15 protein-coding genes are annotated in these 20,256 nt (G+C 70.1%); 9 read left to right on the forward strand and 6 right to left on the reverse strand.

What is annotated here, in order from left to right; translation table 11 throughout:
- Positions 1-294: 294 nt before the first annotated feature.
- The 5 genes from GVN67_RS00960 to GVN67_RS00980 are packed head-to-tail and all read left to right on the forward strand — an operon-like array spanning position 295 to position 5,589.
- Positions 295-1,608, forward strand: coding sequence for an NtaA/DmoA family FMN-dependent monooxygenase (locus GVN67_RS00960; protein ID WP_159992392.1), 1,314 nt, complete (start codon positions 295-297; stop codon positions 1,606-1,608).
- Positions 1,609-1,648: 40 nt separating this feature from the next.
- The gene (locus tag GVN67_RS00965) at positions 1,649-2,788 is read left to right on the forward strand and encodes an ABC transporter substrate-binding protein (RefSeq protein WP_159992393.1); all 1,140 of its coding nucleotides are present in this window, start codon (positions 1,649-1,651) and stop codon (positions 2,786-2,788) included.
- A gap of 5 nt (positions 2,789-2,793) precedes the next feature.
- Positions 2,794-3,897 carry an ABC transporter ATP-binding protein gene (locus GVN67_RS00970; RefSeq protein WP_159992394.1) on the forward strand — a complete coding sequence of 368 codons (1,104 nt, stop codon included), beginning with the start codon at positions 2,794-2,796 and terminating at the stop codon, positions 3,895-3,897.
- On the forward strand, positions 3,890-4,795 hold the full coding sequence (locus GVN67_RS00975) for an ABC transporter permease (protein WP_200845068.1): 906 nt from the start codon (positions 3,890-3,892) through the stop codon (positions 4,793-4,795). Before GVN67_RS00970 ends, GVN67_RS00975 begins: the two co-directional genes overlap by 8 nt.
- On the forward strand, positions 4,792-5,589 hold the full coding sequence (locus GVN67_RS00980; protein WP_235034889.1) for an ABC transporter permease: 798 nt from the start codon (positions 4,792-4,794) through the stop codon (positions 5,587-5,589). The genes GVN67_RS00975 and GVN67_RS00980 overlap by 4 nt, the downstream gene beginning before the upstream one ends.
- A 3-nt stretch (positions 5,590-5,592) precedes the next feature.
- Here GVN67_RS00980 and GVN67_RS00985 read toward each other — a convergent pair whose 3' ends face one another.
- The gene (locus GVN67_RS00985; RefSeq protein WP_159992395.1) at positions 5,593-6,654 is read right to left on the reverse strand and encodes an LLM class flavin-dependent oxidoreductase; all 1,062 of its coding nucleotides are present in this window, start codon (positions 6,652-6,654) and stop codon (positions 5,593-5,595) included.
- Positions 6,655-6,786: 132 nt separating this feature from the next.
- Positions 6,787-9,210, reverse strand: coding sequence for a membrane-bound PQQ-dependent dehydrogenase, glucose/quinate/shikimate family (locus GVN67_RS00990; protein ID WP_159992396.1), 2,424 nt, complete (start codon positions 9,208-9,210; stop codon positions 6,787-6,789).
- 369 nt (positions 9,211-9,579) lie between these two features.
- Between GVN67_RS00990 and GVN67_RS00995 the strand changes: the two genes are divergently transcribed.
- Entirely contained in the window at positions 9,580-10,425 is an 846-nt protein-coding gene (locus GVN67_RS00995; RefSeq protein ID WP_159992397.1) for an HpcH/HpaI aldolase/citrate lyase family protein, read from the forward strand.
- 169 nt (positions 10,426-10,594) lie between these two features.
- Here the strand turns inward: GVN67_RS00995 and GVN67_RS01000 are convergent, their stop codons facing one another.
- From GVN67_RS01000 to GVN67_RS01015, 4 genes are all read right to left on the reverse strand, one after another.
- Positions 10,595-11,374, reverse strand: a complete 780-nt coding sequence (locus tag GVN67_RS01000) for an SDR family NAD(P)-dependent oxidoreductase (protein WP_159992398.1) — start codon at positions 11,372-11,374, stop codon at positions 10,595-10,597.
- 12 nt (positions 11,375-11,386) lie between these two features.
- A complete protein-coding gene (locus tag GVN67_RS01005; protein WP_159992399.1) occupies positions 11,387-12,379 on the reverse strand; it encodes a hypothetical protein in 993 nt (330 codons plus the stop codon).
- A complete protein-coding gene (locus GVN67_RS01010) occupies positions 12,376-13,965 on the reverse strand; it encodes an ABC transporter substrate-binding protein (RefSeq protein WP_235034890.1) in 1,590 nt (529 codons plus the stop codon). Before GVN67_RS01010 ends, GVN67_RS01005 begins: the two co-directional genes overlap by 4 nt.
- An 83-nt stretch (positions 13,966-14,048) precedes the next feature.
- A complete protein-coding gene (locus tag GVN67_RS01015) occupies positions 14,049-14,771 on the reverse strand; it encodes a FadR/GntR family transcriptional regulator (RefSeq protein WP_159992400.1) in 723 nt (240 codons plus the stop codon).
- A gap of 120 nt (positions 14,772-14,891) precedes the next feature.
- Here GVN67_RS01015 and GVN67_RS01020 point away from each other — a divergent pair, with 120 nt between their 5' ends.
- The 3 genes from GVN67_RS01020 to GVN67_RS01030 all read left to right on the forward strand — a co-directional run bounded on the left by GVN67_RS01020 (position 14,892) and on the right by GVN67_RS01030 (position 20,155).
- A complete protein-coding gene (locus GVN67_RS01020) occupies positions 14,892-16,286 on the forward strand; it encodes an aminotransferase (RefSeq protein WP_159992401.1) in 1,395 nt (464 codons plus the stop codon).
- A 62-nt stretch (positions 16,287-16,348) separates the two neighbouring features.
- Entirely contained in the window at positions 16,349-17,956 is a 1,608-nt protein-coding gene (locus tag GVN67_RS01025; RefSeq protein WP_159992402.1) for an ABC transporter substrate-binding protein, read from the forward strand.
- A 12-nt stretch (positions 17,957-17,968) separates the two neighbouring features.
- A complete protein-coding gene (locus GVN67_RS01030; RefSeq protein ID WP_159992403.1) occupies positions 17,969-20,155 on the forward strand; it encodes a N,N-dimethylformamidase beta subunit family domain-containing protein in 2,187 nt (728 codons plus the stop codon).
- The last annotated feature ends 101 nt before the right edge of the window (positions 20,156-20,256 follow it).

Raw genomic sequence — 20,256 nt, forward strand, 5'->3', positions numbered from 1 at the left:
GAGGGAGGGTCCGGGCTCCTGGCCGGGACGCGGATGGGGCGGCTTCACGGGACCCTGGCGTGGCTGGAGGGGCGGGGCCGCATCAGACCACGCCCGTGCGGCGCGACCTAGGGGGCCATCGCCGCGCGCGAAAAATCCCTGGCACCGTTATTGCTTGGCTGCACCTGCTGGAAATCGATATCGCCGCCGCCTCCGCGCGACGGTTGCTCGCCGGGGCGTGCCCCGTGGTCCCGCGCCGGCCATGGTTCGCTGCCCGTCCCGAAGACTGGATCCACCAGGCGCCGGAGTGTCGCGATGACCAAGCCTTTCCACCTCGCCTGGTTCCTGCAGGGATCGAGCGTCCAGGCCTGGGGCGAGCCCTGGACCGGACGCATCGGCGAGACCTGGATGCAGCCCGAGCTGTTCCTGGACATGGCGCGCAGCCTGGAGCGCGCCTGCTTCGACTATATCCTGCTCGAGGACAGCTCCTATGTCGGCGAGAGCTTCCAGGGCTCCACCGAGATCTACCTGAAGGCCGGCATCGCCGTGCCGCGGCAGGACCCGTCGGTGGTCGCGGCGCTGATGACGCAGGTGACGTCGCGCATCGGCATCGTGCCGACCTTCGGCACCTTCGCCTATCCGCCCTATCTGCTGGCGCGGCTGGTGGCGACGCTGGACCAGGTCTCGGCGGGGCGCGGCGGCTGGAACGCGGTGACCGGATCCTCCGATTTCGCCGCGATGAACTTCGGCCTGCCGGGCATGCCGGAGCACGACCTGCGCTACGACATGGCCGATGAATACATGGACGTCGTGAAGCAGCTCTGGGGCTCCTGGGAGCCGGGCGCGATCATCGCCGATCGCAAGAGCGGCGTATTGATTGAGCACAGCAAGGTGCATGGCGTCCATTATGAAGGCAAATTCTTCAAGACCCGCGGCCCGCTGAATTCGGGGCCGGCGCCGCAGGGACAGCCGGTGATCGCCCAGGCCGGCGGCTCCGCGCGCGGCCGCCGCTTTGCCGCCGCCCATGCCGACACCATCGTCGCCAATGCCAAAGGCCCTGCGGCGATGAAGGAATATCGCGACGACGTGCGGGCGCAGATGCGCCTGGTCGGCCGCGACCCGGACAGCTGCAAGGTGCTCTACCTGGTCAATCCGATCCTCGGCGAGACCGAGGAGATCGCGCGCGAGCGCAAGCAGATGCAGCTGACCCGGGCGCTGGGCATGATCCCGGAACGGCTGGCGCATCTGGGCAAGGTGACCAACATCGATTTCGGCCGCTTCGATCTCGACCAGCCGCTGCCCGACGATGTCTCGACCAACGGGCATCAGCAGACGCTGGACCAGTTCCGCAAGCGCGCCGCCGGCCGCTCGATCCGCGCCACCATGGCCGACTGGAACCCGGTCGACCTGTCGGTCGAGCTGGTCGGCACGCCGGATGCGGTGGCCGGCCGCATGGCCGAGGTGATGCAGGAGGTGGGCGGCGACGGCTTCCTGCTGTCAATGCCCAATGTCAGCCGGCGGACCCTGGCCGAGATCGAGGACGGGCTGGTGCCGGCGCTGCAGGATCGCGGGCTGGTGCGCAAGGCCTACGAGCACGCGCAGTTCCGCGACAATCTGCTGGCTTACTGAAGGCTTCCGACTTTCCCCGTTGCGAGAAGGCAGGTGTGACATGACCGTCCCCAAGGACCGTGCCCGCGTCCAGCTTCCGCCCACCACCACCATCGGCCGTCGCGCGGCGCTGGGCCTCGCCGCCGGGCTGGCGGCGCCCTTCCTGCTGCCCGGCCGCGCCGAGGCCCAGGCGGCGCTGCCCGACGTGACCAACGTGCCCGACATCCTGAAGGGCCGCGGCGAGGTGCGCGTCGCCACCTTCGGCGGCACCATGCAGGAGACCCAGCGCCTCGCCTATTTCGAGCCCTTCGAGCGGCTCTGCGGCATCCAGGTGCGCGACGTCAGCGGCTCGGACAGCGGCAAGGTCCGCGCCATGGTCGAGACCAAGAATGTCGAATGGGACCTGTGCCAGCTCAGCCGCGGCACGGTGCTGAACCTGCAGAAGCGTGGCGACTATTTCGAGCCGGTCGACTACGACATCGTCGATGGCGGCGTCGAGAGCCAGTACCGCTTCGAATACGGGCTGGAGATGCTGGTCTGGGCCCAGGTGATGGCCTATCGCACCGACGCCTTCAAGGGCGCCGTGCCGGTGGGCTGGAAGGACTTCTGGGACACCCGCAAGTTCGGCGGCGAGCGGGCGCTGGGCGGCCATACCAGCGGCCAGACGCCGGAGCTGGAATTCGCGCTGCTGGCCGCGGGCGTGCCCGCCGACAAGATCTATCCGATCAATGTCGACACCGCCTTCGCCAGCTACGACAAGATCAAGTCGGAGGTCGTGAAGTGGTGGGACACCGGCGCCCTGCCGGTGCAGATGCTGACCGACCGCGAGGTCACCATGACCAGCGTCTGGAACGGCCGCATGGCGGCGCTGCAGGCGGCCGGCGTCCCCGCCGCCATCAGCTGGAGCCAGGGCCTGCTGAAGCGCGATTGCTGGGCGGTGCCGAAGGGCGCGCGCAACGCGGCGAACGCCATGAAGTTCATCGCCTTCTCCACCATGGCGGTGCCGCAGGCGCGCGTTTCCCTGCAAATTCCGTATGGCTTCGTCAACAGCAAGTCGGTCGAATATGTCCCGGCCGAGCGCCTGGCCATCCTGCCCAGCGCGCCGGAGATCAAGTCGCAGCTGGTGCCCTATGACTACGGCTGGTGGGTCGACAACCGCGACGCGGTGCTGGCGCGCTTCAACCGCTGGCTGCTGACCTGACGCCGATGGACGGCGTGGCAACGGTGCTGGCCGGGGCGGGCGCAGCCGTCACCCTGCGCGGCCTGGAGAAGAACTATGGTGGACACGGCGCGGTGCGCGGCGTGTCCATCGACATCCGCTCGGGCGAGTTCCTGACCCTGCTGGGGCCGAGCGGCTCCGGCAAGACCACGACGCTGATGATGATCGCCGGCTTCGAGCAGCCCAGCGCCGGCGAGTTGCTGATCGATGGCCAGTCGATGCTCGGCGTGCCGCCGCACCGGCGCAACCTGGGCATGGTGTTCCAGAGCTACGCGCTGTTCCCGCATCTGACGGTCGCCGAGAATATCGGCTTCCCGCTGAAGCAGCGCGGCGTGCCCAAGGCCGAGCGGATGCGGCAGGTCGAGGAGGCGCTGCGGCTGGTGCAGCTGCCCGGCCTGGGCGGGCGCAATCCGCGCCAGCTGTCGGGCGGGCAGCAGCAGCGCGTGGCGCTTGCCCGCGCCATCGTCTTCCGACCCCGGCTGCTGCTGATGGACGAGCCGCTGGGCGCGTTGGACAAGCAGCTGCGCGAGACGCTGCAGCTGGAGATGCGGCGGCTGCATGCCGAGCTCGGCATCACCTTCGTCTATGTCACGCATGACCAGGAGGAGGCGCTGACCATGTCCGACCGCATCGCGGTGATGGAGAACGGGCAGGTGGCGCAGATCGGCACGCCGGAGGACCTCTACGACCGCCCGGCCAACCGCTTCGTCGCCTCCTTCATCGGCGAGTCCAATTTCTTCCCGGCGGTGATGCGCGGCATCGAGCAGGGGCGCGTCGTCGCCGAGTTCGGCGCCACGCGGCTGCAGGCGCTGGCGGGCAGCCTGCCGGCCGCGGGCGCGGAGATCATGCTGACGACGCGGCCCGAGCGGTTGCGCTTCGTCGATGGCGCGCCGCCCGCGCCCGGCGAGAACCGCCTGTCCGTCACCGTGCGCGAGGCGATCTTCGCCGGCGAGCGCTGCCGCTACCTGCTGGAGGCCGCGGGCGGCACGCGGCTGGTGCTGAAGGAGGCCTCGGGCGCCGCCATCCGCCGCCGCGCCGCCGGCGAGACCGCGGAGATCGGCTGGGCGGCGGAGGACACCATCCTTGTCTGACGCATCCTTGTCCGACGCCGGGGCTGCCTCACCCCCGCTGGCCGCGACGCGCCCGGCCCGCCTGCGCCTGGGCCCGCTGGCGCCCTGGCTGCTGGCGCTGCCGCCGGTCGCCTTCATGCTGGCCTTCTACGCCCTGCCGGTGCTGGGCATGCTCAGCCGCGCGGTGCTCGATCCGGGCTGGACGCTGGTGCATTTCCAGGCGCTGGGCGACGATCCGGTGTTCCAGCGCGTGCTGTGGAACACGCTGTATCTGGCGGTGCTGGTGACGCTGGGCACGCTGCTGCTGGGCTATCCGGTGGCGCTGCTGCTGGTGCGGGCGCGGCGGATGGCGCCGCTGATCCTGCTGCTGATCCTGCTGCCCTTCTGGACCAGCGTGCTGGTGCGCTCCTATGCCTGGATGGTGCTGCTGGGCCGGCACGGGCTGGTCAACGAGGCGATGCTGGCGCTGGGCCTGCTCGACCGGCCCTTGCGCATCCTCAACACGCCGCTGGCGACGCAGATCGCCATGATCCATATCCTGCTGCCCTATATGATCCTGCCCATCGCCAACACGCTGCGGCAGATCGACCATTCGCTGCTGCGCGCCGCGGCCGGGCTCGGCGCCAGCCCCTGGAGCACCTTCCGCCAGGTGGTGCTGCCGCTGTCGCTGCCCGGGGTGGCGGCGGGGACGCTGCTGGTCTTCGTCCTCTCGCTCGGCTTCTACATCACGCCGGCCCTCGTCGGCGGGCCGCGCGACACCACGCTGTCGATGCTGATCTCGCAGCAGGTCGACCAGCTGAACTGGGCCTATGCCGCCTGCCTGTCGGCGGTGCTGCTGGCCACCGCTTTGGTCATCATCGGCGTCTTCGCCAAGATCTGCGGCCTCGGCGGCGGCGCCTTCCGGATGAGCGCGCGATGAGGCGCGCGGCCTTCATGCGCCTGCTGACCGGCGGGCTGTTCTCCGGCACCCTCGGCTGGCTGGTGCTGCTGTTCCTGGCGGCGCCGATCCTGCTGGTGACGGTGGTCTCCTTCTCCTCCGCCGCCTACCTCACCTTCCCGCCGCCGGCGCTCGGGCTGCGCTGGTACCGCGCCTTCCTCGGCAGCGATTCCTGGCTGGCGGCCAGCTGGCTCAGCCTGTGGGTCGCGACGGTGGTGGTGGTGATCTCGACCAGCCTCGGCACGCTGGCGGCGCTGGCCCTGGCCCGGCTGCCCAAGGCGGCGCGCGGGGTGGTGACCGGGCTGATCCTGTCGCCGATGATCGTGCCCAGCATCGTCATCGCCATCGGCGTCTACTACGCCTTCGCCCGCTACGGGCTGGTCGGCTCGCCGATCGGGCTGATCCTGGCGCATGCCTGCCTGGCCATGCCCTTCGTCGTCACCAGCGTCACCGCCAGCCTCTCCGGCCTGGACCCGCGGCTGGAGCAGGCGGCGCTCAGCCTCGGCGCCACGCCCTGGGGCAGCTTCTGGCAGGTGACGCTGCCGCTGATCCGCCCCGGCGTGATCGTCGGCGCGCTCTTCGCCTTCATCACGTCGTTCGACGAGCTGCTGGTGGCGCTGTTCCTGTCGGGCACCGGCGCGGTCACCCTGCCGCGGCGGATGTGGGACGATCTGCGCTTCGCCATCGACCCCACCATCGCCGCGGTCTCGACCCTGACCATCCTGCTGACCGCCGTGCTGATGGGCTGCGCCCACCGGCTGCGGCGGAAGGGCTGATCCTCAGCCGGCGACGGGCTCTTCCACCGTCGCCGGCGCCAGCTGGCGCAGCACCGGCAGCACCTCGCGGCCAAAGCGCTCCAGCGAGGCCAGGACGCGCGGCGCCGGCAGGCCGGAGAAGCCCATGTAGAGGCTCCAATGCACGGGCTGCAGCGCGTGGAAATCCTCGACCAGTCGCGCCGTCACCTGCTCAGCCGAGCCGATCGGGGCGTTCTCCAGCAGCCAGTCGATGCTGGGCTCGCCCTCGAAGGGCAGCTCGCGCATGAAGGCGCCGTCGCGCGGCGGCACGGCGTCGCGCAGCGAGAGCGTCGTGCGCATGAAGCGCAGCATGCCCTCGGCGGCGCGGCGCTTCTCGGCCGGGTCGTCGGTGACGAAGACATAGCGCTGGATGGCGAGCTTCAGCGCGGAATCGGGCAGGCCGTGCTGGCGCAGCGCCACCAGCAGCTTCTCCCGCATGCCCAGCGCCGCCGAGGCGCGGCGATGCCCCTGGCTGATGAACAGCGAGGCGCCGGCGCGGGCGGCCCGCGCCAGCAGGCGCGGCTCGCCGCCCGCCAGGAACAGCGGCGGCATCTTGCCCGGATAGGCGGCGATGGGGGCGTCGGGCACCTGGTAATGCGCGCCATCGAGCGCGACCCGGCCGGTGGTCAGCCCCCGCTCGATCAGGTCCCAGCCTTCCTCGAGGATGGCGGTCCGCTCCGCCATCGGGATGGCATAGGTGAGAAATTCATGCGGCTGGTGGCCGGTGCCGAGGCCGAGATTGACGCGGCCGCCGGTCAGCGCCTGCAGCATGCCGACCTCCTGCACCACGCGCAGCGGGTGGTGCAGCGGCAGCACGACGACGGCCGGGCCCAGGCGCAGGGTCTTCGTCACCGCCGCGCAGTGGGCGACCATCATCAGCGGCGAAGGGCAGACCGAGTGACTGGTGAAATGGTGCTCGGCGAACCAGGCGGCGTCGAAGCCCAGGCGCTCGGCCATGCGCACCTTCTCGACCGTCATGCCAAGGATCTCGGCCGGCGTCTCGTCGGCGCGATTCTGCGACATCAGGTTGAACAGGGCGATGTCCATGGCGGTCGGTCTCCGGCTTCGGCAAGGGAAGGATGCTGCGATGCGGCAGAGAGGGACGACGGCGAGGGGGCCGCCGTCAAGAGGGCAGGTGGGATCGGCGCCCGTCACGGCGCCGATCCCGCCCCGTCCGTGTCAATCCGGCAGGGCGTAGGCGATGACGTAGTCGCCGCGCTGGTCGGACTGGCGGGCGCCGCCGGCCGAGATCATCACATACTGCTTGCCGGTGCGCGGCGAGCGGTAGGTCATCGGCCCGCCCTGGCTGCCCACCGGCAGGCGGGCCTTCCAGACCTCCTCGCCGGTCGCGCTGCTGAAGGCGCGCAGGTAGAAGTCCTGGGTGCCGGCGATGAAGACCAGCCCGCCCTGGGTGGCCAGCGTGCCGCCCAGCGTCGGCATGCCGATCGGGATCGGCAGGCCGACCTTGATGCCCAGCGGCCCGGTATCCTCGACCGTGCCGACCGGCACCTGCCAGGCGATCTGCTGCGTCTTCATGTCGATCGCCGTCATGGTGCCGTAGGGCGGCGCCTGGCAGGGAATGCCCAGCGGCGACAGGAAGCGGTTCTTGTCCACGGCATAGGGCGTGCCCTGCATCGGCACCAGGCCCATGCCGGTGTTGACGCTCTCGCCGCCGGTGTTGACGGCGCCGTCCGGCGTCGCCTCGGCCCGCGTCATGCGGATCCACAGGCCCAACCGCATGTCGTTGACGAAGATGTAGTTGCTGTTCGGATCGACCGACAGCCCGCCCCAGTTCATGCCGCCGAGCGAGCCCGGGAAGCTGAGCGACAGGTCGGTGTCGGGCACGGTGTAGAGCCCGTCATAGCGCATCGACTTGAAGGCGATGCGGCACAGCAGCTGGTCGAAGGGGGTGGCCCCCCACATATCGGCCTCGGTCAGCGTCTGCGCGCCGATCTGCGGCATGCCGACCGAGCGCGGCTGCGTCGGCGCATAGGGCTCGTTCGGGATGGTGCCGGGCTTGACGGGGACCTCGCGCACCTCGGTCAGCGGTTGGCCCGTGGCGCGGTCCAGCACATAGAGCTGCCCGGCCTTGGTGCCGAAGACCAGCGCCGGCACGCTGCCGCCGCCGGGCTTCGGGAAGTCGATGAAGCTCGGCTGCATCGGCACGTCGAAGTCCCAGAGGTCGTTATGGACCGTCTGGTAGACCCACTTTTCCTGGCCTGTGGTGGCGTCGAGCGCCAGCATCGAGGCGCCGTAGCGATGGTCGAGCGCCGTGCGCCGCGCGCCCCACAGATCGACCGAGGGGCTGCCCACCGGCATGAACACCGTGTTCAGCGCCGGGTCGTAAGACATCGGCGCCCAGACATTGGGCGTCGAGCGGGTGTAGCTCTGCCCCTCCGGCGGCAGGCCGGTGATGGCCGGGTTGCCGGGGTCGAAGGCCCAGCGCAGCGCGCCGGTCACCACGTCGAAGCCGCGCATCACGCCGCCCGGCATGTCCATGCTGACATTGTCGGCGACGCGGCCGCCGACCACCACGGTGGTGCCCGCCAGCGTCGGCGCCGAGGTCAGCACGTAGCTGGGATCGGCCGCCGCCCCCATGCCGAGCTTCAGGTCGACCCGGCCATTGGTGCCGAAATCGGGGCAGAAGGCGCCGGTATCGGCATCCAGCGCGATCAGCTCGGCGCGGATGGTGTTCATCAGGATGCGGCGCTCGCACAGCGCGCCGGCGGCGACCGTGACGGCCGTCACCGGGGTCGAGCCCGGCGCCGTCGGCTGCTGCAGCGCCGCGGTCGCGTCGAAATAGGCGAGGCCCCGGCAGCGCATCCAGACCGAGGAGGTGGCGTTGATCTCCGCCTTCCAGAGCTGGCGGCCGGTGTCGGCGTCGAGCGCGATGACGTTGTTGTGCGGCGTGCAGAGGAAGACGCGGTCGCCGACCTGCAGCGGTGTCTGCTGGTCCTCGGCGCCATTGGCGCCCGGGCTGATCGGGGTGTCGCCGGTGTGGTAGGTCCAGGCCACCTGCAGCCGCGAGACGGTGTCGCGGTTGATCTGGTCCAGCGCCGCGAAGCGGCTGCCGCCGGCGGTGTTGCCGTAATGCGCCCAGTCGCGCTGCTCGGTGCCCGGGGCGACCGGCGTCAGGCCCGGCGCGCGGGTCGCGACCACCGTCGGATGCGGCACGAACATGGCGGCCATCGCCAGGCCCGAGGCCACGGCCAGCACCGCGGCCAGGCCGAAGGAGGCGGCATAGGCCGGGCTGCGGCCCGCCGCGCGGCGCAGCAGCGGGAAGGAGAGGGCGACGACGGTGGCGCCCACGCCGATCGCCAGCAGCCGCGAGACCAGCGGCCAGTAGTGCAGCCCGGCATCCCACAGCGCCCAGGGGATGGTGGCCAGGAAGACCAGGCCGAAAAGCAGGCCGCCGGCCGGCTTGCGCAGGGCGACCAGCCCGCCCGCGGCCAGCAGGCCGAGCCCGGCCAGCAGGAAGTACCAGCTGCCGCCGAGCAGCACGAGCTTGCCGCCGCCGACCGCGAAGGCCAGGCCGGCGAGCAGGATGACCACGCCCAGGACCAGCAGCCAGAGCCGGCCGGCGAGGCCGGGACGGTGCGCCATGCCTGGATTGGCCGGCCCTGCGAGGGAATGTTTCAAGATGCGGGTCTCACAACAAGGAGGGATCTGTTGGAACGTTCCCCATTGTTGGCCGCCTGCCACGCGCGGGCGCGGCGGATGACGGCGGGGACCGAGCCCCGTGCATCCATCTGGTGGAATATACCGCCCGCGATCGTGGCGAGGCAATCGCGCCAGGGCCGAAAACCGGAACCAATCCATGCGCCCGCCGCATGCCAGCCGATCCGCGCCCCTGAAGGGGCGACGGGCGATGGAGGAGGGGTGACGGGCGATCCTGGCTTGCCGTCGGATCGGACATCCGCGAGCCTGCTGTCGCCGCTCATGGCCAAGAGAGACATAAGGGGAGGTCGTCGAATGCGTCGCAACCTGCTGCGTGAAAAGCTGAATGCCGGGCAGCCCACGGTGGGCACCCATCTGCTGTCGACCTGGCCGACGCTGGTCGAGCTGGTCGGCCAGTCGCAGCAATACGACTACATCGAGTTCACCGCCGAATACGCGCCCTTCGACCTGCACGACCTGGACAATCTCGGCCGCGCCTTCGAGCTCGCCAATCTGGGCGGCATGATCAAGATCGAGCAGACGCAATACACGCACCAGGCGATGCGGGCGATCGGCTCGGGCTTCCAGAGCGTGCTCTTCGCCGATATCCGCAGCGTCGAGGATGCCGTGGCCGCCGTCGCCGCGGTGCGCGCCGAGACGCCCGAAAGGGTTGGCTCGCGCGGCGTCGGGCGGCTCGGCGTGGGGATGCGGCGCGACGTCGGCTCGATCCTCGAGGTCGGCAAGCCGAGCTATGTCGAGGCGCTGAACGACGTCGTCATCGCCATCATGGTCGAGAAGAAATCCTGCCTCGACGAGCTCGACGCCATCCTGGCGGTGCCCGGCATCGACATGGTGCAGTTCGGCCCCTCCGACTATTCGATGAGCATCGGCAAGCCCGGCCAGGGCGACGATCCGGAGGTGCAGGCGGCCGAGCGCCGGACCATCGAGACCGCGCTGAAGCTCGGCCTGCATCCGCGGGTCGAACTGCAGGATCCGAGCCATGCCGGCCGGTATCTCGCCATGGGCGTGCAACATTTCTGCATCGGCTGGGATGTCGGCATCCTGGCGAAGTGGTGGGACGCCAATGGCCGCGCCATGCGGGAGATCCTGGAGAAGGGCGCCGCCGAGGCCGCGCCCACCGGCGCTGCCCGGCTGTATTGAGGGCGCGGCCCGGCGGCGGCGGTCTTGCGCCGCCGCCGGGCCCCGGCCGGCCGCTCCGCTGCCCATAATATGTATTATGTAATTCAGCGATCGGCCGGCCATGCCGCGGGTCTGCCGATCCCATGGACCCGCGGCGACGCGCTGGCCTGACCCGGCCAGCCCGCTCGCGTCAGCCGATCGACGGCCGCCCCTGCGCGCCGTCGACCGGGATATGCGCCCCGTTCATCCAGCTCGCCCGGCGCGACAGCGCGAAGGTCACCACATCGGCGATTTCCTCGGCGCTGCCCATGCGGCCTTCAGGGAATTCGCGGGCGATGAAATCCTCGATCACCGCCGGCTCGCGCTGCATCCGCCGGTCCCAGCCGCCGCCCTCATAGAGGATCGAGCCGGGGCTGACGGTGTTGATGCGGATCCTGTCGGCAGCGAGCTCCGGCGCCAGCGACGCGGCCAGCTGGATTTCCGCCGCCTTGGCCGTGGCATATTGCGCCTTGCCGCCGGGCTTCCAGCCGGAGATCGAGGCCACCACGACGATGCTGCCGCCGCCACGCTGGCGCATGAAGGGCACCACGGCGCGGATGCTGTCCACCGCATGGAACAGGTTCAGCGCGAAGGTGCGCTGCCAGTCGGCGTGGCTGCTTTCCTCCAGATAGCCGCCGGCATTGCCGCCGACATTGGCCACCAGCAGGTCGATGCCGCCCAGCGCCGCGGCGCTGTCGGCGACGAAGCCCGCCGCCCCCTCCGGCGTCGCCACATCGGCGGCGAAGCCGAAGACGCGGTCGGCGCCGGCGGCCTCGCGCAATTGCCGCTCCGCCTCGCGCACCGGCTCGGCCGAGCGGCTGCAGAAGGCGACGCGGGCGCCCTCGGCCAGCAGGTTGACGGCGATCGCCCGGCCGATGCCGCGCGCGCCGCCGGTCACCAGGGCGCATTTCCCGTTCAGTCCCAGATCCATGAGCGTCCCTCCTCAGGCCGCGCTGTCGAGATATTCGGCGAAGAGCTCTTCCGGCGACAGCCGCTTGCCGATGATGCCGGCATCATAGGCCTGGTCGGCGAAGGCCGCGATCGGATGCCGGTTCGTCTCGAAGCCATAGGGATGGAAATCCTCGCCGAGCAGCGCTTCCACCTGTTCCAGCTCATCTTCCAGCCAGGGCGTCGCATAGGGAAAATTGCGCTGCGCCGCGGTGAAGGCGTCGTTGCCGGCGATGAAGGCCTGGGTCAGCGCGGGCGCCACCCAGGGATGCGCCTCCCACAGCGCGCGGCGGATCACCACCAGATGCGAGGTCGGGAAGATGTTTGTCCGTTCGAAATAGTCGATCTCGGCGGCGCGCCAGTCGGCCACCAGGCGCACGATGGGTCCGCGGCTGCGGTGATAGGCGCGCGGCTTCGGCGGGCTGAAGACGGCGTCGAGCTCGCCGGCCAGCAGCATTGCCGACAGCGACCCACCCTCGGGCGGCGTGGTGACGCCGGGCGGCAGGATCTCGGGGCTGGTGGCGGGCATCGGGTCGTCGACCGGGCCGATGCACCACTGCACGGCGGCGATGTCGACGCCGTGCAGCGCCAGCAGGTGCCGGTACCAGACCGCGCCGCTATTGGCCCAGCCATACATGCCGATGCGCTTGCCGGCCAGCTGCGCGATGCGGGTGATCGGGCTGCCCTGGGCCGCATAGAGGTCGCGGATGGTGAAGCCGCGCAGCGGAAACACCGGCAGCGCCACATGGCTGCGATCGCCCTGGGCGATGCGCATCGCATGCCGGCAGAACGAAGACTCTCCGCCCTGCACCGTCGGATCGTTCAGCGCGCGGCGCAGCATCAGGTTGCGATCGGCCCAGGAGCCGCGCTGGCCGAGCGTCAGCGTCAGCTCGATGCCCTCGGGGCGAACCTCGCCGCGCGCCAGCGGCAGCAGCCGCGCGTAATCGGCGCAGGTCAGCGCGACCTTGATTGTCGTCTCGGCACTCATTCCGGTGTCACCATGGCTGCGGAGAGAAAGCCGTCCGAGCGCGGCGTGTAGCGATAGCCGACGCGGGTGGCGAAGACGTTGTTCTGGTAGAACAGCGGGATCACCGCCTGATCGGCCATGGCGATCTCGGCGACCTTCTGCAGCAGCGCCTCGCGCTGCCGGTCGTCCACCGTGCGCATCGCCTCGGCCAGCACACGGTCGACCTCGGGGTTGGAATAGCGGGCGCGGTTGGAGGAGCCCATGCCGGTCTCGCGATTGACGGTCGCGAATTGCGCCCGCAGCGGGAAGGAGGCCTCGCCGGTGGTCGCGCTGTTGCCCGCCAGGAACAGGCTGTAGGCGTAATGCGGCGCGCCGGCCTGGGTGATGAAGACCGACCAGGGGAAGGTCGCGACCTTGGCCTCGATGCCGACGCGGATCAGCATCGGCGCGATGGCCTGCACCACCTTGGCGTCGTTCAGGTAGCGGTTGTTCGACCCGGCGATGGTCAGCGAGAAGCCGTTCGGATAGCCGGCCTCGGCCAGCAGCTTCTTCGCTGCCTCCGGATCGTGGCGATCGGGCTGCAGCCGCGGGCTGACACCGAAGAAGCCATCCGCCAGCAGCTGGCTGGCCGGCGCCGCCGCGCCTTCCATCAGCCGTTCCGTCAGCGTGCGCCGGTCGATCGCCAGCGACAGCGCGCGGCGCACGCGAATGTCCTTGAACGGGTTCTGCGGCAACGGCTGGCCGGCGCGGTCGGTCACCATCGGCGTCTGGTCGCGGAACTGGTCCATGTGCAGGAACAGCACGCTGTTGGAGCGCGTGCTCTCCACCCGCACCGCGCTGTTCGCCGCCAGGTGCCGCGCATCGGTCGGCGGCACGTTGTCGATGGCCTGCACGTCGCCCGACAGCAGCGCGGCGATGCGCACGCCGCTGCCGGGGATGATGCGGATGGTGGCGTTCTCCCAGGCCGGCGCCCGGCCCCAATAGGCGTCGTTGCGGCGCAGCTGGAGGCGATCGCCGGCGGCATAGGCGACGAAGCGATAGGGGCCGGTGCCGATGGTCGCCACGCCGCTGTTGAAATCGGCGGTCGAGGCCTTCTCATGCGCGCGGGAGATGATGTCGACCGAGGACAGGTCGACCGGCAGCAGCGGCGCCGGCTGGGCCGTCTTCAGCCGCAGCGTCAGCGGATCGACGACGATGATCTCGGTGATGGCGCGGGTATAGACTTCGTAGGAGCCCGGGCTGTTCGGCACGGCGGGCACGCGGCGCAGCGAGGCGGCGACATCCTCGGCGCCGAAGGGGCTGCCATCGTGGAAGCTGATGCCGGGGCGCAGCGTGAATTCCCAGGTGGTGTCGTCGATCGCGGTCCAGGCGCTCGCCAGCCCCGGCACCAGCCGCTGCTGCGCATCCTGGTCGATCAGCCGGTCGAAGATGTTCAGGGCGACGTTAAAGTTGGAGGAGAGGTTGTGATAATGCGGGTCGAGCGCGGTGACGGCCGAGGTCACGCCGATCGTCAGATCCCGCGCCCGCGCCGGCGCCGCCGCATTCAGCGCCAGCATGACCGCGGCGCCGGCAAGCACGCGGCGCAGCGGCGGCGTCTTCATTCGCATCCACCCATTCTCCCAGTGATGTCGCGCAGCATGCAGCAACATCCGGGCCAGCCCCAGCCGGATCGGCCGCGGATGGCGGCGAGTTAATCCGCGAGCGGCGCCCTGCCGCGCGCATTGGTCGTCGTCATCAGCGCGTCGTGGATATTGGCCAGGTGCCGCGCCATGGCGAGCGAGGCGGCGCGGGCCTTGCGCTCTTCCACCGCGCGGAAAATCGCCTCGTGGTCGCGCAGCCAGGTCTTCCGATACTGCTCCATCGGCATGTAGCGGTGGATTTCCTGCCAGATGCCGCTGTCGATCTGGCCACGCCACAGCTGGTCGGCCATCTGCGCCAGCACGCCATTGCCGGTCGCCTCGGCCAGCAGGATGTGGAAGCGGTGGTCGGCGGCATCGGCCTCCAGCCCGCGGGCATGGTCGCCGCGCATCTCTGCGAGGGTCGCGGCCATGGCGGCCAGCTGCAGCGGCGTCGCATGCTGCGCGGCCAGCGCCGCGATCTGCGGCTCGATCATGCGCCGCGCCTGCAGATTCTCGAAGGGGCCGAAGCCGGACAGCGCGCGGACCTCCGGCGTCTCCTGCCGGCTGACGACATAGGCGCCGCTGTTCTTGCGCACCTCCAGCATGCCGGCCATCTGCAACGACAGGATCGCCTCGCGGATGGTCGGGCGCGACACGCCGAAGCGTCTCGCGAGCTCCCGCTCGGCCGGCAGGCGGCTGCCCACGGGATGGTCGGTCTGCACCAGCGCGGCGATCTGCCGGGCGATGGTCTCGAAGCTGCGCAGGACGGTGCCGGGGAGTATCTCGGGGGGCATGCGCGGCTTGAAGCACCCGCTTTAAGGGTTTGACAAGCGGAACCGGGGCGCGGAAAGTGCCCAGGCCAAATTGGTCAGGCCAATTTACCGACCGCCGCCGCTGCCCCCAGGAGCGCCCGCATGCCGATGCCGCTGCCCAATTCCGCCGAAGCGCGGGATGTGCTGTACCACCTGCATTCGCAGACCAACGCCCAGGCGCATGCCGAGCGCGGGCCGCTGATCATGGAGCGCGGCGAGGGCATCCATGTCTTCGACAGCCATGGCAAGCGCTATGTCGAGGCGATGGCCGGGCTGTGGTGCACCTCGCTCGGCTTTTCCAATGCGCGGCTGAAGCGCGCGGCGGCCGAGGCCTATGACAAGTTCGGCTTCTACCACACCTTCAACCACAAGACGCCGGCGGCCACGATCGACCTGGCCGAGCGGCTGGTGGCGATGGGCCCGATCCCCGAGGCGCAGGCCTATTTCGCGACCTCCGGCTCCGAGGCGACGGAGACCATGGTCAAGCTGGCCTGGGTCTATCACGCGGTCCACGGCAAGCCGGCGAAACGCAAGATCATCTCGCGCGATCGCGGCTTCCATGGCTCGACCATCGTCGCCGCCTCGATGTGCGGCCTGCCGCGCATGCATCGCGAATTCGGCCTGCCGCTGCCGGGCTTCCTGCACACGCTCTGCCCCGATCCGTACCACGGCATGCGGGAAGGCGAGGACGAGGCGGCCTTCGTCGCGCGCCTGGCCGACAGCCTGGAGGCGATGATCCTGGAGGAGGGTGCCGACACCATCGCCGCCTTCATCGCCGAGCCGATCAATGCCGGCGGCGGCATCATCGTGCCGCCCGCCGGCTATTTCCCGGCGATCCAGGCGGTGCTGCGCCGGCACGACATCCTGGTGCTGGCCGACGAGGTCGTCTGCGGCTTCGGCCGCACCGGCGAGATGTGGGGCAGCATCACCGTCGGCATGACGCCCGACATGGCTGCCATGGCCAAGGGAATTTCCTCCTCCTACTTCCCGATATCGGCGGTGCTGCTCGGCAAGCCGATCCAGGACGCGCTGGCCAGGATGAACGAGGGCGGCGAGATCTTCGGCCACGGCTTCACCAATTCCGGCCATCCGGTCGGTGTCGCCGTCGCGCTGGAGACGCTGGCCATCTACCAGGAGATGGATGTCGTCGGCCATGTCCGCGCCATGGGCGCGCGGCTGCGCGACGGGCTCGATGCCATCGCCGCCGGCTCGGGCATCGTCGGCCAGGTGCGCGGCGCCGGGCTGATGATCGGCGTCGAGCTGGTGGCCGATCCGGCGACCAGGACCGCCTTCGACCCGGCGCTGAAGATCGGCGCGCGCTTCGATGCCGCGGCGCTGGCGAACGGGCTGGTGATCCGCGCGATGGGCGACACCATCGGCTTCTGCCCGCCGCTGATCATCGACGAGGCCGGCATCGACGAAACCCTGTCCCTGTTCGAGCGCACCCTGTCCGAGGTCGAGAAGGACCTGTCGACGTCGCGCCTCGCCGCCGAATAACAAGAATCCGAATCGCCGCTCGGGAACAGCCAGACTCGCCACCATCCCTGGAGAGACCTGCCATGCATCGTCGTGACCTGTTCCGCAGCACGCTGGCCTTCGGTGCTGCCGCCTCCCCGCTTGCCGTGCCCGGACTGGCCCGCGCCCAGGGCGTGGCGCGGGCGAAGACGCTGATCTTCGTGCCGCAGGCCGATGCCGCCATCCTCGACCCCACCATCACCACCGGCCTGGTCAACCGCAACCACGGTTTTCTGGTCTATGACACGCTCTATGGCATCGATGCCGAGGGCGTGGTGCGGCCGCAGATGGTGGAAGGCCACACCATCGAGGACGACGGCAAGCTCGTCACCATGCGGCTGCGCGAGGGCCTGCGCTTCCATGACGGCGAGCCGGTGCGCGGCCGCGACGTGGTGGCCAGCCTGCGCCGCTGGGCGCATCGCGACGCCTTCGGCGTGTCGCTGATGGCCATCGTCGAGGAGCTGTCGGCGCCCGACGACCGCACCGTGCGCTGGCGGCTGAAGGCGCCCTTCCCGCTGCTGCCCACGGCGCTCGGCAAGGTCGGCGCCATCGTCGCCTTCATCATGCCGGAGCGGCTGGCGGCGGCCGACAACCCGGTGCCGCCGGTGAAGGAGCTGGTGGGCAGCGGCCCCTTCCGCTTCCGCGCCGACCTGCATGTCTCGGGCTCGAAGCTCGTCTATGACAGGTTCGACGGCTATGTGCCGCGCAAGGATGGCGAGGCCAGCCTGCTGGCCGGGCCGAAGGCGGTGAATTTCGACCGCATCGAATGGCAGGTGATGCCCGATGCCAGCACCGCCGCCGGCGCGCTGCAGCAGGGCGAGATCGACTGGTGGGAACAGCCGATCTACGACCTGCTGCCGGGGCTGAAGCGCAATCCGCGGCTGAATGTCGAGGTGCTCGACCCCTACGGCGCCATCGCGGTGATGCGCTTCAATTCCATGATCCCGCCTTTCGACAATCCGGCGATCCGCCGCGCTATCCTGGGCGCGGTGAAGCAGAGCGACTTCATGATCGCGGTGGCCGGCGAGGACCGCACGCTGTGGAAGGACGGCATCGGCTTCTTCGCCCCCGGCGGCGTCATGGCCAACAGCGAAGGGCTGGAGGCGCTGGATGGCAGCCGCAGCATCGAGCAGTCGCGCCAGGCGCTGAAGGATGCCGGCTACAAGGGCGAGCGGGTGCTGCTGATGGCGCCCTCCGACTTCCCCTCGATCAAGGCGACCAGCGACGTCACCGCCGACCTGTTCAAGCGCCTGGGCATCACGCTCGACTACCAGGTGATGGACTGGGGCAGCATGCTGACGCGCATGGCCAACAAGAACACCATCGACAAGGGCGGCTACAACCTGTTCTGCACCTATTCGCCCGGCGTCACGCATCTCAACCCGGCGGCGCATAACTTCCTGCGCGGCAGCGGCGAGCGCGCCACCTTCGGCTGGCCGACCAGCCCGCAGCTGGAAGCGCTGCGCGACGCCTGGTTCGCCGCCCCCGATGCCGAGGCGCAGCGCGCGATCGGCATCCGCGCCCAGCGCCAGGCGCTGATCGACGTGCCCTATGTGCCGCTCGGCCTGTTCTACCAGCCGACCGTCTACAAGAAAGAGCTCAGCGGCATCCTGAAGGGTCTGCCGCTGTTCTGGAACATGCGACGCGCCTGAGGCCCCTGCACCATGCTTGCCATCACCGGCTATGTCGACCGCTGGAGCGTGCGCCCCGGCGAGACCATCAACGTCATGATCTCGCTGCAGGGCGGCGGCGCCTATCGGGCCCGCGTCGCGCGCGTGCTCTGCGGCGACCCCAATCCGCGTGGCCCCGGCTATCGCGAGGTGCCCGCCGCCTGGCCGCTGGAAGGCGAGCACCAGGGCACGCAGCAGGACGTCTTCCTGGGGTCCTGGGGCGAGGTGCCGAGGCTGGCGCTGCCGGCCGGGCCGGTCACGCTGGCGGCCACCGTCTGGCCGACGCGGCTGGCCGCCGGCGACCAGGTCGCGCTGGCCTGGGCCGGCGGCGGCCATGCGCTGGCGCTCGGCATCGGCGAGGACGGCGCCTGGTGCCGCGTGACCACGCCCGGCGGCGAGACGCTGCTGCGCAGCGCCGTGCCGCTGACCGAGCGTGCCTGGCATGAGCTGTCCTGCACCATCGACGCTTCGGGACGGCTGCAGCTGCGGCAGCGCCCGCTGAAGCCGCGGCTGGATCGGGTGGAGGCGGCCGAGGTTTCTGTCGCCGCCTCGGCTTTCCCCGGCGGCGACGGCGCCGCCTCCATCGCCGCCGGGCGCCGCGACGGCCCGGCGCGCGCGCATTTCAATGGCAAGGTCGAGCGGCCGCGGATTCTTGCCGGTGATGCCGGGCCGACGATCGCCGAATGGGATCTGTCGCGGGCGATGCAGACGGATCGCATCGAGGATATCGGCGCGCAGGCCGCGCATGGCGTGCTGCACAACCTGCCGACCCGGGCGATGACCGGCTCGACCTGGCGCGGCGACGTGCATCGCTGGACCGAGGACCCGTCGCAATACGGCGCGATCCATTTCCACGACGACGATATCGGCGACGCGGCGTGGCAGCCCTCGCTGTCCTTCGTCGTGCCGGAGGACTGGAAAAGCGGCGTCTACGCCCTGCATCTCGAGATCGAGCGCGACGGCAGGACGGTGCGCGACAACATCGTCTTCCATGTGCGCGCCAAGGTGCCGGGCAGCCAGGCCAAGGTCGCCTTCCTGGCGCCCACCTTCAGCTACACCGTCTACAGCCAGTACCAGAAGGCCGGGCGGCAGGCGCGCATCACGCCACGCTCGCTGGAATGGGGCGCGCTGCCGCAGGCGCCGGACGGGCATCCGGAATATGGCGTCTCGCCCTACAACTTCCATTCCGACGGCAGCGGCGTGGTGATGTCCAGCATGCGCCGGCCGATGATCGACAAGCGCGTCAACCAGATCCACCTGGTCGATCCGAGCGAGGATGGCTCCGGCCTGTACTGGATTTCCGCCGACAGCTACGTCACCGACCTGCTGACCCGCAAGGGCATCGACTTCGAGGTGATCACCGACCACGACGTGCATGCCGAAGGCGCAGGCCTGCTCGCCAACTACAATGTCGTGCTGACCGGGCAGCATCCCGAATACCACACGGTGGAGACGCTCGACGCGCTGGAGGCCTATCTCGGCCAGGGCGGGCGCTTCATGTATCTCGGCGGCAACGGCTTCTACTGGAAGGTCGTGCCGCATGGCACCGGCCCCTGGAGCTTCGAGCTGCGCCGCGCCGAGGGCGGCATCCGGCTGTGGGAAACCCTGCCCGGCGAAAGCTACCATGCGCAGGATGGCAGCTATGGCGGGTTGTGGCGCCGGCTGGGCCGGCCGCCGCAGCAGCTGGTCGGCGTCGGCTTCAGCACCCAGGGCGAATATATCGGCTACCCCTACGCCTTCCTCGACGCCATCCGCGACCCGCGTGTCGCCTTCATGCGCGATGGCATCGAGGAAATCTCCGAGCCCGGCGCGCCGCTCGGCGAGCGCGGGCTGATGGGCGGCGGCGCTGCCGGGCATGAGCTCGACCGCGCCGATGTCTCGCTGGGCACGCCGCGCCATGCGCTGATCATCGGCCGCGCCGTGCTGACCGACCCAACCTATCAGCCGGTCAACGAAGAGCGGCGCGACCACACCTGGCCGGCGGCGCGGGAGGACATCATCCGCTCCGACCTCACCTTCTTCGAGACGCCGGGCGGCGGCGCGGTCTTCTCGGTCGGCTCGATGAACTTCATCGGCGCCCTGCCGATCGATGGCTACGAGAATGTCGCGGCGAAGCTGGTCACCAACATCATCCGCCGCTTCGCCGACCCGGCGCCTTTCCCGGCGCCGCCGCCAAGCTGAGCCGCCGCAGCCGTCGCCGGATTCCAGCCCTGGTCGTTGCGTCTTCGATTGATGCGCGGCGGGGCTGATCCTAGGGTCCTTCCCGGGGCCGTCAGAAGACC

The sequence above is a fragment of the Roseomonas sp. 18066 genome, assembly GCF_902706185.1.
In the GTDB taxonomy this organism is placed as follows: Bacteria; Pseudomonadota; Alphaproteobacteria; order Acetobacterales; family Acetobacteraceae; genus Pseudoroseomonas.